Raw genomic sequence first — 14,440 nt, forward strand, 5'->3', positions numbered from 1 at the left:
CCTTTGGGACGTGGTCTTCGGATGGTACTGTTTTCTCTCGTATCGATGGTCGTGGGTCCGGCAGTTGATAAAAGTGTAGGGCCGGATTCTGGCGATGCAATATGCCAATTGAATGACTTGTGGGGTTAGAAATTGCGGCCGCGATCGAAGCCGATGGGCTTGGGCTCACCGGATTTCTCCAACGTCTTGCCATGACGGAATGAAAGACGGAAAACCGTCGCGCCTATCCGATCTCCCCACCTGCGGGAGAGATGTCAAGCAGAACAGACGGGGTAGCACACGACACGACCCTAAAGCCGGCGACACCACCGCCGAATGAGCGCTTGAAATTCCCCGCCAACAATGCAAGCAGACGGTGGGAGACCAGAAAAACGGCAGAGTGGCAATGATCATTTCATTCGACATCGGCGGCACCGCTATCAAGGGCGGCATCGCCCACTCCGAGATAGACATCCTTCCCCTCGGCCGCCGCCCGACGCCCAAGGATGATTTTGCCGCGTTCGTCGAGACCCTGCGCGACATCATCGCCGAAACCGGCGAACAGCCGAGCCGCATCGCCCTCTCCATCGCCGGCGTCGTCGATCCCGATACGCAGCGCCTGATCTGCGCCAACATTCCCTGCATCCACCACCGTACGCTTGGCGCCGATCTCGAAGTCGAGCTCGGCCTGCCGGTGCTGATCGCCAACGACGCCGACTGTTTCGCGATGGCCGAAGCCGGTCTCGGCGCCGGCCGCGGCCACCGCATCGTCTTCGGCGCCATCCTCGGCACCGGCGTCGGCGGCGGCCTGGTTGCCGACGGGCGCCTCGTCAACGAGGCCGGCGGCTTTGCCGGCGAATGGGGTCATGGGCCGATCATCGCATCTGCGGCCGGCAATCCGCCCGTCGCCATTCCCGCCTATGCCTGCGGCTGCGGCCAGAGGGGCTGCGTCGACACCGTCGGCGGTGCCCGCGGCCTGGAGCGGCTGCACCAGACGCTGCACGATCTCGACCTTTCCAGCGAGGAGATCATCGCTCAGTGGGGGCGTGGGGAGGAAAAGGCGACAAGGACGATCGACGTCTATGTCGATCTCGTCGCCTCGCCCTTGGCGCTGACGATCAACATCACCGGCGCGACCATTGTGCCGGTCGGAGGCGGGCTTTCCAATGTCGAGCCGCTGCTTGCCGAGCTCGACCACGCCGTGCGCGCCCGCATCCTGCGCAAGTTCGATCGCCCGCTGGTGGTGCGCAGCGAATGCCGCATCGAACCCGGCCTGATCGGCGCAGCGCTTTTGGGGCTGAAGGCCGAGACGGCGGCTTAAAGCACCGGCCACATCCGCACGATCGCTGCGAACCGATCCCAGTCCTTGCGCGCAGAAGGCGTCCAAGCAGCCTCGGCGACCGCTGGGAGACGCGGGAAAACCAGCCGGTTGAAATAGGCACGCGAGAGGAAATTTTCAGTCCAGATGCAGGCCTGGATGCCGCGCATCTTCTCCTGCAGCGCCGCCGGCAGCTCGCCCTCGGCCTCGTAAGCGTAGGTGTGTTCCGGCAGGCTGAAGCCCGCCCAGCTCGCGCCGGGCTCGCCCCAGGCTTCCGCTTGCGCCATGTCGAGATAATAGGCCTGGCCCGGCGTCATCACCACGTCGTAGCCCTCCTGTGCCAGCTCGATGCCGACGGCGGGCTTTTCCCAGGCCATCAGCAGCGTGCCGTCGCGGTCGACGCCGCCGCCATGCGAAACCTCGTTCCAGCCGACGAGTTTCTTGCCGCGATCCGACAGCATGGCTTTGATACGTTTCAGGAAATAGGATTGCAGCTCGGCAGTGCCGGCAAGTTTCTCCCTCTCCATCAGCGTCTTGCAGAGCGGCGAGGAAAGCCAGGAGCCGTGCGCCACTTCGTCGCCGCCGATATGGAGATATTCGCCGGGAAACAGCGTCACCATCTCGTCGAACACCTTACCGAGAAATTCATAGGTGAATTCCACCGCCGGATTGAGGGCGTTGTTCGGATAACCCTGCACCGAGCGGTAACTATCCGGCGCCTCCTGGCCGTCGACGAGCTCGGGCAGCGAGAACAGCGTCGCCATGCTGTGGCCCGGAATATCGATTTCCGGCAGTACCTCGATATGCAGCGAGGCTGCATGCGCAACGATCCGCTTGGCCTCCTCCTGCGTGTAATGACCGGAGCGCGTTTGCGCCCCGTCGCCGAGCTGCGGCACGAGCACTTCATCCGGCCCGCGCCGGGCGCCGATCTCCGTCAGCGCGGGATAGGCCTTGATCTCCAGCCGCCACGCTTCGTCATCGGTCAGATGCCAGTGGAAGATGTTGAGCTTGTTCCAGGCGAGAATATCAATCAGCCGCACGACATCTGCCACCGGATAGAACTGCCTGGACACATCGAGATGGCAGCCACGCCAGTCATAACGCGGCTGGTCGGCGATCGTGCCGAAATTGGGGAATTTGAAGCGCTCGGGATCGGCGCGGGCGCCGTGCAGCAATTGCGCCAGGCTGATCAGCCCGTAATGCCGCCCAGCGGCATCCGCACTCGAAAGCACGATCTCATGCGCGGTAAAACGCAATTCATAAGCGAAGGCGGCGATCGACGATTCGGTGACGAAACGAATGCCTCGCCCACCTTCGACGGCGCTGAGGGAAAACGGCATATTGTCGGCCGGGTAGAGCCGCTGGTAGAGCTCCAGAACCAGCGAGAGCGCCTTGACCGCATCAGGGCGCGTCCGCTCGGCCGGATAAAGCACGACCGGCAGCTCTCCCGCCTTCAACCCGAGCGCCAGCGGCCAGGGCAGTAGCGAATAAGGTTCCTCGGCCCGGCCCGGCGGCAGAAGCGGCGGCGCCACGCCACCATCCCGGCCTTCGAGCATGAGATCGCCGAAACCAACAGGAACGTGGCGTCCGTCGCCAAGTGTCAGATAGGCCGACTTGACGCCGGCCGTGACATGTTTCGGCTCCCTGGTCAGTCCCTCGACAGTGAAGCGCCAGCGCCCACCGGGCGGCACGCTCAGGTCTTCGGGCGGCAGGAATTCATGGAAATGCGCGACCCGCCGCTTGAGGCTGCCGCCGTCGCAGACATGTTTGTCGGCAACCCGCGTCTCTGACGTATAGGCGAGCGAGAAGCCGGACAGCGGCTCGGTCGAAAGATTGAAAAGCATGAAGGTGAGGCGCCCGAAACTGCCCTCGATCGGGCTCCAGCTTGCTTCCAGATGGTAATCGGCCATGGTCGTGCTCTGCCTCGTCGCTGAGTGGCCGGGATCGCGGTTGGTATCCCGGCATGCTTTGGCAGCTTAGCTTTTTCGAGGCGGCAATGGAATCGGCGCACGAGGACCTGTAGCCAAGGAAAACGGCGCGGCTTTCGCCGCGCCGTCCTCACTCTGCTGCCAACGCCGGCGGATGTCTGTCATCCGCCTCTTCCTGGATGGCGTCGGCATGCTCGCCCGGCTCGTCCTTAGCCTTCGGCTCCCGGCCGAAGAAAAGAGCGTAACCGGCGGGCAGAACCAGAATGGTGAGCACGGTCGCAACCAGGATGCCGCCCATCATCGCGTAGGCGAGCGGACCCCAGAAAACACCGCGCGAGATCGGGATGAGAGCCAGAACGGCGGTCAGCGCCGTCAGCATTATCGGCCGGAAACGTCGCACGGCCGCGCCGACAATCGCCTCCTGCCGGTGCATGCCGGCCTTGATATCCTGGTCGATCTGATCGACCAGGATGATCGAATTGCGCATGATGATGCCGAGCAGCGCGATAACGCCGAGGATCGCCACGAAGCCGAAAGGCGCGCCGCTGATCAGCAATGCGGCCGCCGCACCGATGATCCCGAGCGGTCCGGTTGCGAGCACCAGCATCGCCTTGCCGAAATGCTGCAGTTGCACCATCAGCAGTACGATGATGACGGCGAGCATGATCGGCGCCTTGGCGGCGATCGACATCTGGCTTTCCGCCGCATCCTCGGCGCCGCCCTGGATTTCGACCTTGTAGCCGGCCGGCAGGCTGTCGCGCAGATCCTTCATGTCGGCATACATCTTCATCACCACGTCGTTCGGCTGCACATCGTCAGGCAGCGTGGCGCGCACGGTGATTGTCGGCAGCCTGTTGCGCCGCCATTCGATGCCCTGCTCCATGACGGGCACGACCTTGGCGACCTGCGAGACCGGTACGAAGCCGCCGAAATCCGTCGGCACATAGACCGAGTTGACCGCCGACAGCAGCGAGCGGCTGGCATCCGGCTCGCGGGCGACGATCGAAACCGTCTCCTCGCCATCGCGGAAATCGTCGAGCGCAGTCCCTGACATGGCGGTCTGCAACATCTGGCGGACACGCTGCGAGGTGACGCCGAGTGCCCGGGCGCGATCCTGGTCGATCACCAGCTTCATCGCCGGCACCTCTTCCAGCCAATCGTCATGGATGGCGCCGAGCTCCGGATTGGCCTGGAAGCGCGCCTTTACCTGATCGGCGATCTCCCTGACTTCCTGACGGTCGGGCCCCATCACGCGCATCTGCACCGGCCAGCCGGTCGGCGGACCAAGGAAGAGGCGGTCGACCTTGCCGCGAATATCGGGGAAGTCTTCCGCAAGGATCGTCCGCAGCTTGACGATCAGCCGCTCGCGCGCCGGTTCGTCATTGGCCATGACGAGCAGCTGGGCGAAGTTCGGATTGCGCAGCTGCTGGTCGAGCGGCAGGAAGAAGCGCGGCGCGCCTTCGCCGATATAGGTGGCGATAAACCGCTTGTCGGGATCATCCATCATCTTGGTTTCGAGTGCCTTTGCCTGCACCTCGACTTCCTTGATGCTGGTGCCCTCGGGCAGCCAGAGATCGACGAGGATTTCCGGCCGCGAGGATTGCGGGAAGAAATTCTGCGGAATGAACTGGAAGGCCCAGAGGCTGGTGACGAAGGTGCCGAGCGTCAGCAGCAGCACGATGACGCGGTGGCGCACCGCCCAGCCGACCGTGCCGCGCAGCCGGCGATAGAAGCCGGTGTCGAAGGCGTCGTGATGCTCGCCGGCGTGATGGCGCTGCTTGAGGATCATATAGCCGAGCCACGGCGTGAAGTAGACCGCGACGAACCACGAGGTGACAAGCGCGATGCCGACGACGTAGAACAGCGAGCGCACATATTCGCCGGCCGTCGAGGCGGCGAAGCCGACCGGAATGAAGCCGGCCGTGGTTATCAGCGTGCCCGTCAACATCGGGAAGGCAGTCGAGGAATAAGCGAAGCTTGCCGCGTCGATCTTGACGAGCCCCTCCTCCAGCTTTCGCTCCATCATCTCGACGACGATCATCGCATCGTCGACAAGCAGGCCGAGCGCGATGATCAGCGCGCCGAGTGAGATGCGCTGCAGATCGATGCCGAGTTCGTACATCAGCGCAAAGGTGGCAGCCAGCACCAGCGGAATGGCGATGGCGATGACGAGGCCCGATCGCCAGCCGATCGACACGAACGAGACGACGAGCACGATGATGAGAGCTTCGCCGAGCGCATGCATGAATTCGCTGACCGCATCCGTCACCACGTCGGGCTGGTTGGCGATCTGATCGACGGCGACGCCATAGGGCAGCGCCTCCTCGAAGCGCTGATAGGTCGCCTCCACGCCCTTGCCGACATCGGTCACATTGAAGCCCTTGGCCATCACGACGCCGACCTGAACGCTGTCGTGGCCGTTGAAACGGTACTTGCGCTGGTAGGGATCTTCGAGCCCGGAACTGACGGTGGCGATATCGCCGAGGCGCGTTACCTGGCCGCCGGCGCGAAGGCGCAGCTCGCGGATATCGGCCGCCTTCTTCACGTCGCCTTCGACCGATATGCGCACCGAGCGCAGGCCGGTATCGACCGAGCCTGCCGGATCGACATTGTTTTGGCCCTTGATGGCGTTCTGCAGATCGAGGATCGTCAGGCCGCGCTCGGAGAGCGCCTTGGACGAGACGTCGATATAGATCTTCTCAGGCTGGTCGCCGATGATGACGGCCTTTTCGACGCCCGGCGTCGTCAACAGCATGTCGCGCGCCTGGATCGCGAATTTCTTCAGTTCCGGATAGGAATAGCCGTCGCCGCTGATCGAATGCAGCGTGATGAAGGTGTCGCCGAACTCGTCGTTGAAATAGGGGCCGAGCAGGCCCTGCGGCAGCTCGTTGGAGATGTCGCCGACCTTCTTGCGCACCTGGTAGAAGGCATCCGCCACTTCTTGCGAATTCGTGTCGCCCTTGACCTGCAGGGTGATGATCGCACTGCCCGCCCGCGTATAGGACTTGACCCAGTCGATATGCGGCGTTTCCTGCAGCTTGCGCTCGATCTTGTTGACGACCTGGTCTTCCATTTCCTGGATGGAAGCACCTGGCCAGATCGCCTGAACGACCATGACGCGGAAGGTGAATTCGGGGTCCTCGCGCTGGCCCATGCGCATCAGGCCGAGCACGCCGGTGATGATGATTAGCCCGAAGAGGAAACGGGCGATGCTCGGATGTCCGATTGCCCAGCGCGACAGATTGAAGCGTCGCTTTTCGGTGGTGGTGGCGTCCATGGTCTTGTTCCCTATCCTATGGCGCGATCAGCGGACAGTCTGGTCCGTGGCGGCTAGGGCCGACTGCTGGTTCGGCACCTTCACCTTCAGGTTCTCGCTCATGAACTGCGTTCCGGCCGAAACGACGAGATCGCCGGTATCGAGGCCCTCGGTCACGTGCACACCGTCGCCGGTGAAATCGGCGACCTTGATGTCGCGGCCATGCACGGTCGCCGTATCGCGGTCGACGGTCCAGACCATCTGCTTGCCGTCCTTTTCAGCCAGGGCGCTGAGCGGGATCGAGACATAGCTGTTGCCGTTGCTAACATCGGCCTCTATCGTCGCCGTCATGCCGAGCAACACCTGCGGATCGTTCGGCAGGCTCACCCGAACCGCAAAGGTACGCGACTGCTGGTCGGCGCTGCCGGAAACCTCGCGCACCTTGCCGTCGAGCACCAGCCTGTCGTCAGCCCAGAAGCTGGCTTTGACTGTCTTGCCCGGCTTGAATTCGGCAATGTCGTTTTCCGGAACCGCAATCTGCACTTCCTTTTCGCCGTCGACGGCAACGGCAACGACGGGAGTGCCCGACGCAACGACCTGGCCGACATCGGCATTGATCGTCGTGACAATCCCGTTGTGGTCGGCCTTCAACTCCGCATAACTCACCTGGTTCTTCGCCTGATCGAGCGCCGAGACGGCGGCATCGCGGCTTGAAACGGCCTGATCGTAGCTGAGCGACGCTTGCTCGAGCTGGGATTTCGGCGAAACATTCTTGTCGAACAGCTGCTGATTGCGCTTGTTCACGAGATCGGCGGTTTCGACGCCTTTTTCAGCGGCGGCGAGATTGGCTTCCGCCGTCTTGACCGCCAGCTGGTAATCGGTGGAGTCCATCCGAGCGAGCACGTCGCCCGGCTTCACCTTGTCGCCGATATCGACGAGGCGTTCGGTGATCTTGCCGGCGACGCGAAATCCGAGGTTCATCTCCGTGCGCGCCTTGACCGAGCCCGAATAGTCGAGCTTGCGGGTGTCGCCGGCCTTGGCGATCTCGACGACCTTCACCGGCCGAATGACTTGCTTGACCTCAGCCTTCTCTTCCGAGCAGGCGGAAACGCCGATGCCGATGGCGCCGAAGAGCACGAGACTGGCGACGGACGGCATGCGATGGCTGAGGGTCTTGAGCGAAAACATCTTCCGCACTCCTGGATCGTTTCGGGGGTTCCGACGGCGGCTGCCGTCCATTATTTCTTCAGCGCCCTGATCACGTAGTCGATCAGTTCGTCGACGCTCGCGCGGTTGGTTTTGGCAAGACATTGCGCCACCATCTGCGGATGGCAGAGCGTGTTCGTCGCCGCGCCGAAGCAGCGCGAGGCAACGACCGGGTCCTGCTCGGCGAACTCGCCGGCTGCAATGCCTTCAGCAATGATTTCGGCAATGAGATCATGAATGCGATCGATGTGTTTTTCGATGACGTGCCAGTCGCGATCGATCGCGACAATGATCATCTCGTGCACCTTCATCTCGTCGAGCATCACATCCAGCGTCAACTGGTGCTGGGTCTCGACATAGCGGCGCAGCCGCTCGCTGGCGCTGATCGGCTGATGGCGGATGTCGTAAGCGATTTGATAGGCGGTGGCGAGCATGCGCCCGCAGAGCGCCTGGTGAATTTCGACCTTGGAGGCGAAGAAACGATAAATATTGGCCGGCGACATGCCGAGATCGCGGGCAATGTCGGCCACCGTCGTCTTGCTGTAGCCATAGTGCCGGAACAGTCGCTCGGCCGCATCGAGAATGCGGGTGACATTCTCCTGCCGCGTGATGTCGAGTGTATTTTCCGCGATGTCGTTCATAAGTTTCGGGACCTGAATTACGACTGACGATTTTCGAATTTCGTTAGTCGTAAAATATCAGACGTTACTTGTCAATATGCCGCGGCGCAGCACAAAGTGTCGCGGGACGAGCACGATCCGGCGGAAGCGACAACTCGAGAGATCGACGCAAGGGGAGAAGGGGCCCGCACGCGTCATGCCGACAGCCGATGACGTCGCAATAGGCGATCGAGAATGCGGGCCACAGATGGAGAGTGCCGCGGCGAGAGCGCGCGGCACATCGTCAATGGAGTGACATGTCAGACGATCTTGACGTCGAGTGTGATCGGAACCGATGCAAGCGCCTTGGAAACCGGGCAGCCGGCCTTTGCCTTGTTGGCGAGTTCGGTGAAGGTCGCCTCATCGGCACCGGGAATACGGCCGGAGAGCGAGAGATGGATGGCGGTGATGGCAAAGCCGCCCTCGACGCTTTCGAGCGTTACCTTGGCAGAGGTTTCCATATGCTCGGCGGTAAAGCCGGCTTCACCGAGGATCAACGACAGCGCCATGGTGAAGCAGCCGGCATGAGCGGCACCGATCAGTTCTTCCGGGTTGGTACCGGCAACGCCTTCGAAGCGGCTCGCAAAACCGTAGGGATAATCCTTCAGGGCGCCGCTCTGCGTCGAGATCAGGCCTTTTCCGTCCTTGAGGCCACCGGTCCAATGAGCCGAAGCCGTGCGATTGATCTGCATGCCGTCCTCCTGTTTTCGAGTGTGCTTTCAGAGCATGATGCCGAAAAGTGTGCGCGGTTTTCGGACAACATCATGCTCCAACTGTTTCCAGAAAGCGGCAGGGGCCGCTCCATGCCTGCGGGAGATCAGATAGCCTTCCCGATGGGCAATATAATGCTCTATCCCGAGAAGACGACAGGCTTGTAAAAATAGCAGGATCGAAGTCCTTCAGGCGGGATGCTGCAGCACACTGAGGCCGCCATCGATTGTCAGGCAGGTGGCATTGATGAACGGGCACTCGTCGGAAATCATGAACACGGCCGCCATGGCAATCTCCTCCGGCGTCGCGATGCGCCCGCCGGGATGCAGTTTCATCGTTTTGGCCTTTGCCGCCTCCGGATCAGGGAAGCCGTTCCAGTAATCGATCACCTTCTGAGTCGAGACATAGCCCGGCGCCAGCGCGTTGACGCGGATATTGCGGGCGGCATATTCGAGCCCCAAGGATTTCGTCATTCCGAGCAGGGCGTGTTTTGCCAGCGGATAGGGAAATGTATGCGGGATGATGGTGAAAGCGTGCGTCGAGGCGATGTTGAGGATAACGCCGCCGCCCTGTTCGATCAGGCCCGGCAGCACCGCCTTGCAGCAGTTCCATGCGCCCTTCAGATTGATGTCGAAGCAGCGGTTCCACTCCTCGTCCGTCGTCTCGAGCGGTTCGGCAAAGACATTCACCCCGGCATTGTTGACGAGCGCGTTCAGCTGTCCGATTTCTTCATTCGCCTGAGCGACCAATGTCGTGATCGTCCCGGCATCGGTAATATCGGCCGGCAGATAACCAAGCCGGCCACCACTGCTCTGGAGCTCTTTCGCCGCCCGCGCCAGCAGCGCCGCATCGCGATCAACGAGGAAGACGGCGGCATCCTCCCGCATGAAAGCCTTCGCCATCGCAAGCCCGATACCCTGCGCAGCACCTGTTATCAGGATGTTCTTGCCTTGCAGACGGCCGCCCATCTATCCCTCCTCCGACCGAACCGGCAGCGCCGACATCAGGATCGTCACCGTGCCGGCAAGCGCCTCCCCCGGCGCAAGCGGCGCGAGCCCACCGAAATCAGGCAGATGGTGGCCGTTCGGCAGATGGCTCATCGGTTCGAGGCAGAAGAAGTCGCTCCGGTTGACCGGCATATACAGCATGAAGCGATCGAGCGCACCGTCGGCTTCCAGCCCCGCCTGAATTCCAAGTTCCGGCCAGGCGATCGCAGCCCGCCCATTCCAACCCTCGAAGGCATTGTTCATCCATCTCTGCGGCAAAAGCTTTTCGGATCTGAAATCGAAATAGTCCGGCACAGAGCCAGGCATCTCCGGAAGATGGTCCGGCCGCTCGCTCCAATAGCGATCGGCCGCAATCGTCAGTCGCGTCTTTGGCGTGCGCGCGAAGAAGGGATGTTGACCGAGCCCGAAGGGAAGAGCGGTTTCGCCTCGGTTTTCCACGGAAAGCCTCAGCACCAGAGCATTGCCGGCGAGACGGATCTCCTGCCGGGTAAGATAGGCATAGGGTGAAACCCCGTCGGCGCTGCGGGAAAAGCAGAACTGCGCATACTCCGGGCTGGAGTCTTCAAGCTGCCAGAGGCTGAGCCAGCCGTCGCCGTGCCGATAGAGCGGATCGGAAGTATTCGGCTGGAAGGCATAGTCGCGTCCGGCAAAGGACATGATATTGCCTTCCACGCGGTTGCCGAACGGCACCATCGCGAAATTCGCCATCGCGCCCTCCGGCCCGCCGGCCGCCACGAGAAAGGGCACGCCTCGATAGGTCGCGGCGGTGACGGCGGCACCCCGAGGGCTGACCCGGACGGCGAGATCGCCGTGCCTCAGTTCGATGTCATCGCCGGTTTGTCCCTGGTTCATCCGCGCCGTCCCGCAGCCGAAGACCTCAAATTGTCGAGCAACACTGCGATCAGCAGGATCAGCCCGCGTACCACATACTGATAGAACGCCTGGATATTCAAGAGGTTCATGACGTTTTCGGCGATGCCCATAATCAGCACGCCGACAATGACGCCGCTCATCGCCGCCCGGCCGCCGGCCAGCGAAACACCGCCGAGAACGCAGGCCGAAATCACCGAAAGCTCAAGCCCTGTCGCTGCATTCGGCTGGCCGGAGGTGATGCGCGAGGCAAGCAGGACGCCGGCAATGCCGCAGACGAGACCCTGCAGGGCAAAGATCCAGATCCGCATATTGACGACATTGACGCCGGCAAGCCGCGAGGCCTCCGGATTGCCGCCGATCGCCAGGGTGTTCTTGCCGAAGACGGTGCGGTTGAGCACGAAACCGAAGAGGATGAAAAGGATCAGCATGATCCAGATCGGCGTCGGCACGGTGAGAAATCGCGACAGGGCAAGCTGGTAGAAGGCGGGATCGTTGATGCCGACGGCGCGGCCATCGGAAGCGATCAGCGCCAGCCCGCGCACGATCTGCATGGTCGCAAGCGTGGTGATCAGCGCATTGATGCGAAAGCGGGCAATGACGATACCATTGACGAAACCAACGATAGCGCCGCAAAGCAGGGCGGCGAGCAGCCCGACGGGAATGGAGCCCGTCGCATTCGAGACCATCACCGCGATCATGCCGGAGAAGGCGACGATCGATCCGACCGAAAGGTCGAAATCGCGCGACGCCAGGCAGAACATCATCGTGCAGGCAACGATGCCGATCGTGACGACCGATTGCAGCAGCCCCAGCATGTTTCGCTCGGTCAGGAAGTTCGGAACGAAGAGCGAGACGATCACGAAGGCGGCAGCAAAGATCACCACCAGCCCTTGTTCGCCGAGAAGGATTTTTTTCAACGAATTCATCGTCCGTATTCCTGGTTCTAAAGGGTGCCTGCGGCATTCTTGTCGGGAAGCGCTGCCGTCAGGATGCTGCGCTCGTCGAAATCCGGACGGGCGACGTTGGCCGCCACCCTGCCCTGGCACATCACCATGATGCGATCGGAGATGCCCATGACTTCGGGCAACTCGCTGGAGATCACCACGATCGCCATGCCGCCGGCCGCAAGCTCATAGAGAATTTCGTAGATTTCCGATTTCGCCCCGACATCGATGCCGCGCGTCGGCTCGTCGATGACCAGCACCTTGATCCCCTGCTCGGACAGCCAGCGGCCGAGAATGACCTTCTGCTGGTTGCCGCCCGATAGATTGATGATGTCCTGCTTGCGCGACGGTGTTCGCACCCGAAGCTTGGCGATGAACCGATCTGCCAGCGCCGCCTCTTGTCTCGGGCTCAGAATGCCGAAGGGCGAAAAGTGCCGGCGTGACGAGATCGCGATATTTTCTTCGATCGATCGGCCCTGGACGATGCCGTCGAACTTGCGGTCCTCGGGGCAAAGCACCATCCCGGCATTGATCGCTGCTTTCGGATTGTTCGGCGAAACGGCAACGCCGTCGATGGTCACCTGGCCCTGATGCCTGGCATCGGCGCCGTAAAGCAGCCGCGCCATCTCGCTACGGCCGGCGCCGATCAGGCCGAAGAAACCGAGGATTTCGCCCTGGCGGACGGAAAAGCTGATCGGATGGCGCAGCCTCGGCCCCGACAGGCCGTTGACCTCCAGCCGAATGCCGCCGAGCGGACGTTCGCGCCATCCCCAGACATTGCTGATCTCGCGTCCGACCATTTCCGAGATGATCTGCTCGCGCGTGGTTTCGGCGATCTGAGGATGGTGGGCGGCAAGCTTGCCGTCGCGCAGCACCGTCAGGCTGTCGCAAAGACGAAAGATCTCTTCGAGACGATGCGAGACGTAGAGAATGACCGTTCCCTGCGCCTTCAGCCTGTCGATGAGCGAAAACAGGATTTCGCTTTCACGCGAGGAAAGCGAGGAGGTCGGCTCGTCGAGCGCAATCACCCGCGCATCGAGCATGACGGCCTTGGCGATTTCGACCATCTGCCGCGCGCCGATCGAAAGCGAGGCGACCTTGGCCGACGGATCGACGTCGATGCCGGTCTCCTCGAGCTTCGACCGCACTGTCTCGATCAGCGTCTTCGAATGGATGACGCCGCCCTTGGCCGGAAAGCGTCCGAGCCAGAGATTTTCGGCGACGGTTAGCTCCGGAACGAGTTGCAGTTCCTGATGGATAACGATGACGCCGGCATGGAAGGCGCCGCGGACGGACCCGTATCTCTGCTCCTCGCCGTTGATGAGGATGTTGCCGCCATCGGCGGCCTGATCGCCGGACAGTACGCGGATCAACGTCGATTTACCGGCACCGTTCTCGCCCATCAGGCCGTGGACGGCGCCCTTCTCGACAGTGAAGGAAACGTTCGCCAGCGCCTGCACGCCGGGATAACCCTTGGAGATATTGTTGAATTCGAGGAAAGCCATCATCGCTCCGCCGAGAAGGACCCGGCGGCACGCTAGGCGGCCGCCGGACGATATCATCTTGGAAGGACGATCACTCGATGCCAAGATCCTTGCGGACCTTTTCATAATCGTCGCGCAGCGCTAGGGAACCAGAGGTCAGCGTCAGCTTTTCCGGCTCCTTGTCGTTGGCGATCCAGTCATACATGTTGAGCGCGGTCTCGTAGCCGTGGCGCTTCGGCGAGATGATGACGGTGCCGAAGAAGCCAGTCGCCGCCGGCTTCTTGAACTCGTTGATCGCCGATTCCGCGCCGCCGATGCCGACACCGATGACGTTGGCCGCCGGAATGCCGACCGATTCGGAAGCACGGACGGCGCCGAGGACGGCTTCGTCATTGAGGCCGAAGGCGACCCAGTATTTCACGTCGGCATGCTTGTTGAGAACGGTAGTTGCCGCGTTGAGCGCCGCTTCCGTATCCGTCTTCGCCTGTGGCGCATCATAGATGTTTTCAGCCGGGAAGCCGGCGGACTTCAGCACCGACATCGCGCCTTCGACGCGGTCGACGGCCGTCGGCAGCTGGTCATAGGAGACCCGCACGGCGCCGACATTCTTCATGTCCCAACCGCGCTTTTTGATTTCGTCGACGATCGCCTGGCCGACGGTCTCGCCGATCTTGGTGGCCGAAATGCCCATATGCGGCACCTCCTCCAGCGGCTTGCCGTCGGCGCTGACGAGGCGGTCGTCGACCGTCATCAGCTTCAGCTGGTTGGCTTCGGCCTTGGCGACGATGCCGGGGCCCAGTTTGACGTCGGGCGTGCAGATGATGAAGCCCTGCGCACCTTGAGCGCCGAGATTGTCGATCGCCGACTGGACCTTCTCACCATCTTCGGCGCCGATCTTGACGACGGTGAAGCCTTTTTCCTTGGCGGCCTGGTCGGCGAACTTCCATTCGTCCTGGAACCACGGCTCCTCAGGCTGCTTGACGATGAACCCTATCTTGACGTCCGCGGAAAATGCCGAGCCGGCTGCCAGAATGGCGAAAGTGCCAGCCAGAATGGCTGCTTTGAACAAGCGCAT

11 protein-coding genes are annotated in these 14,440 nt (G+C 62.1%); 1 reads left to right on the forward strand and 10 read right to left on the reverse strand.

All coding sequences use genetic code 11. From position 1 onward, the window contains the following. The first annotated feature begins 385 nt into the window (after window positions 1-385). Window positions 386-1,300 carry an ROK family protein gene (locus ACM5SV_RS21320; protein ID WP_012759075.1) on the forward strand — a complete coding sequence of 305 codons (915 nt, stop codon included), beginning with the start codon at window positions 386-388 and terminating at the stop codon, window positions 1,298-1,300. Here the strand turns inward: ACM5SV_RS21320 and ACM5SV_RS21325 are convergent. The 10 genes from ACM5SV_RS21325 to ACM5SV_RS21370 form a co-directional block, all read right to left on the reverse strand. Further along, on the reverse strand, window positions 1,297-3,207 hold the full coding sequence (locus ACM5SV_RS21325; protein WP_222014810.1) for a beta-N-acetylhexosaminidase: 1,911 nt from the start codon (window positions 3,205-3,207) through the stop codon (window positions 1,297-1,299). The genes ACM5SV_RS21320 and ACM5SV_RS21325 overlap by 4 nt on opposite strands. A 148-nt stretch (window positions 3,208-3,355) precedes the next feature. After that, window positions 3,356-6,502 carry an efflux RND transporter permease subunit gene (locus ACM5SV_RS21330; protein ID WP_222014811.1) on the reverse strand — a complete coding sequence of 1,049 codons (3,147 nt, stop codon included), beginning with the start codon at window positions 6,500-6,502 and terminating at the stop codon, window positions 3,356-3,358. A 27-nt stretch (window positions 6,503-6,529) separates the two neighbouring features. Further along, on the reverse strand, window positions 6,530-7,669 hold the full coding sequence (locus ACM5SV_RS21335) for an efflux RND transporter periplasmic adaptor subunit (RefSeq protein WP_222014814.1): 1,140 nt from the start codon (window positions 7,667-7,669) through the stop codon (window positions 6,530-6,532). 50 nt (window positions 7,670-7,719) lie between these two features. Continuing rightward, window positions 7,720-8,328: a TetR family transcriptional regulator gene (locus ACM5SV_RS21340; RefSeq protein ID WP_222014815.1), complete on the reverse strand. Its 609-nt coding sequence runs from the start codon at window positions 8,326-8,328 to the stop codon at window positions 7,720-7,722. A 278-nt stretch (window positions 8,329-8,606) separates the two neighbouring features. Then, window positions 8,607-9,038 carry an OsmC family protein gene (locus ACM5SV_RS21345; RefSeq protein ID WP_017967997.1) on the reverse strand — a complete coding sequence of 144 codons (432 nt, stop codon included), beginning with the start codon at window positions 9,036-9,038 and terminating at the stop codon, window positions 8,607-8,609. A 207-nt stretch (window positions 9,039-9,245) separates the two neighbouring features. Further along, window positions 9,246-10,025 carry an SDR family oxidoreductase gene (locus tag ACM5SV_RS21350; RefSeq protein WP_221968820.1) on the reverse strand — a complete coding sequence of 260 codons (780 nt, stop codon included), beginning with the start codon at window positions 10,023-10,025 and terminating at the stop codon, window positions 9,246-9,248. Further along, window positions 10,026-10,916 (reverse strand): aldose 1-epimerase, encoded by an 891-nt coding sequence (locus tag ACM5SV_RS21355; protein ID WP_222014816.1) that lies wholly within the window; start codon window positions 10,914-10,916, stop codon window positions 10,026-10,028. Continuing rightward, complete coding sequence (gene araH / locus ACM5SV_RS21360) at window positions 10,913-11,863, reverse strand: L-arabinose ABC transporter permease AraH (RefSeq protein WP_222014817.1); 951 nt, start codon at window positions 11,861-11,863, stop codon at window positions 10,913-10,915. Before araH ends, ACM5SV_RS21355 begins: the two co-directional genes overlap by 4 nt. A 17-nt stretch (window positions 11,864-11,880) precedes the next feature. Continuing rightward, a complete protein-coding gene (gene araG, locus ACM5SV_RS21365) occupies window positions 11,881-13,386 on the reverse strand; it encodes an L-arabinose ABC transporter ATP-binding protein AraG (RefSeq protein WP_222014818.1) in 1,506 nt (501 codons plus the stop codon). 70 nt (window positions 13,387-13,456) lie between these two features. Further along, on the reverse strand, window positions 13,457-14,440 hold the full coding sequence (locus ACM5SV_RS21370) for an arabinose ABC transporter substrate-binding protein (protein WP_222014819.1): 984 nt from the start codon (window positions 14,438-14,440) through the stop codon (window positions 13,457-13,459).

The organism is Rhizobium sp. CRRU65, assembly GCF_048551595.1.
Classification (GTDB): Bacteria; Pseudomonadota; Alphaproteobacteria; order Rhizobiales; family Rhizobiaceae; genus Rhizobium; species Rhizobium leguminosarum_J.

Bases quoted from the DNA above. Each gene is read 5' to 3' on its own strand.
- ACM5SV_RS21320 (WP_012759075.1), top strand. From the start codon at position 386: ATGATCATTTCATTCGACATCGGCGGCACCGCTATCAAGGGCGGCATC.
- ACM5SV_RS21325 (WP_222014810.1), bottom strand. From the start codon at position 3,207: ATGGCCGATTACCATCTGGAAGCAAGCTGGAGCCCGATCGAGGGCAGT.
- ACM5SV_RS21330 (WP_222014811.1), bottom strand. From the start codon at position 6,502: ATGGACGCCACCACCACCGAAAAGCGACGCTTCAATCTGTCGCGCTGG.
- ACM5SV_RS21335 (WP_222014814.1), bottom strand. From the start codon at position 7,669: ATGTTTTCGCTCAAGACCCTCAGCCATCGCATGCCGTCCGTCGCCAGT.
- ACM5SV_RS21340 (WP_222014815.1), bottom strand. From the start codon at position 8,328: ATGAACGACATCGCGGAAAATACACTCGACATCACGCGGCAGGAGAAT.
- ACM5SV_RS21345 (WP_017967997.1), bottom strand. From the start codon at position 9,038: ATGCAGATCAATCGCACGGCTTCGGCTCATTGGACCGGTGGCCTCAAG.
- ACM5SV_RS21350 (WP_221968820.1), bottom strand. From the start codon at position 10,025: ATGGGCGGCCGTCTGCAAGGCAAGAACATCCTGATAACAGGTGCTGCG.
- ACM5SV_RS21355 (WP_222014816.1), bottom strand. From the start codon at position 10,916: ATGAACCAGGGACAAACCGGCGATGACATCGAACTGAGGCACGGCGAT.
- araH (WP_222014817.1), bottom strand. From the start codon at position 11,863: ATGAATTCGTTGAAAAAAATCCTTCTCGGCGAACAAGGGCTGGTGGTG.
- araG (WP_222014818.1), bottom strand. From the start codon at position 13,386: ATGGCTTTCCTCGAATTCAACAATATCTCCAAGGGTTATCCCGGCGTG.
- ACM5SV_RS21370 (WP_222014819.1), bottom strand. From the start codon at position 14,440: ATGCGCTTGTTCAAAGCAGCCATTCTGGCTGGCACTTTCGCCATTCTG.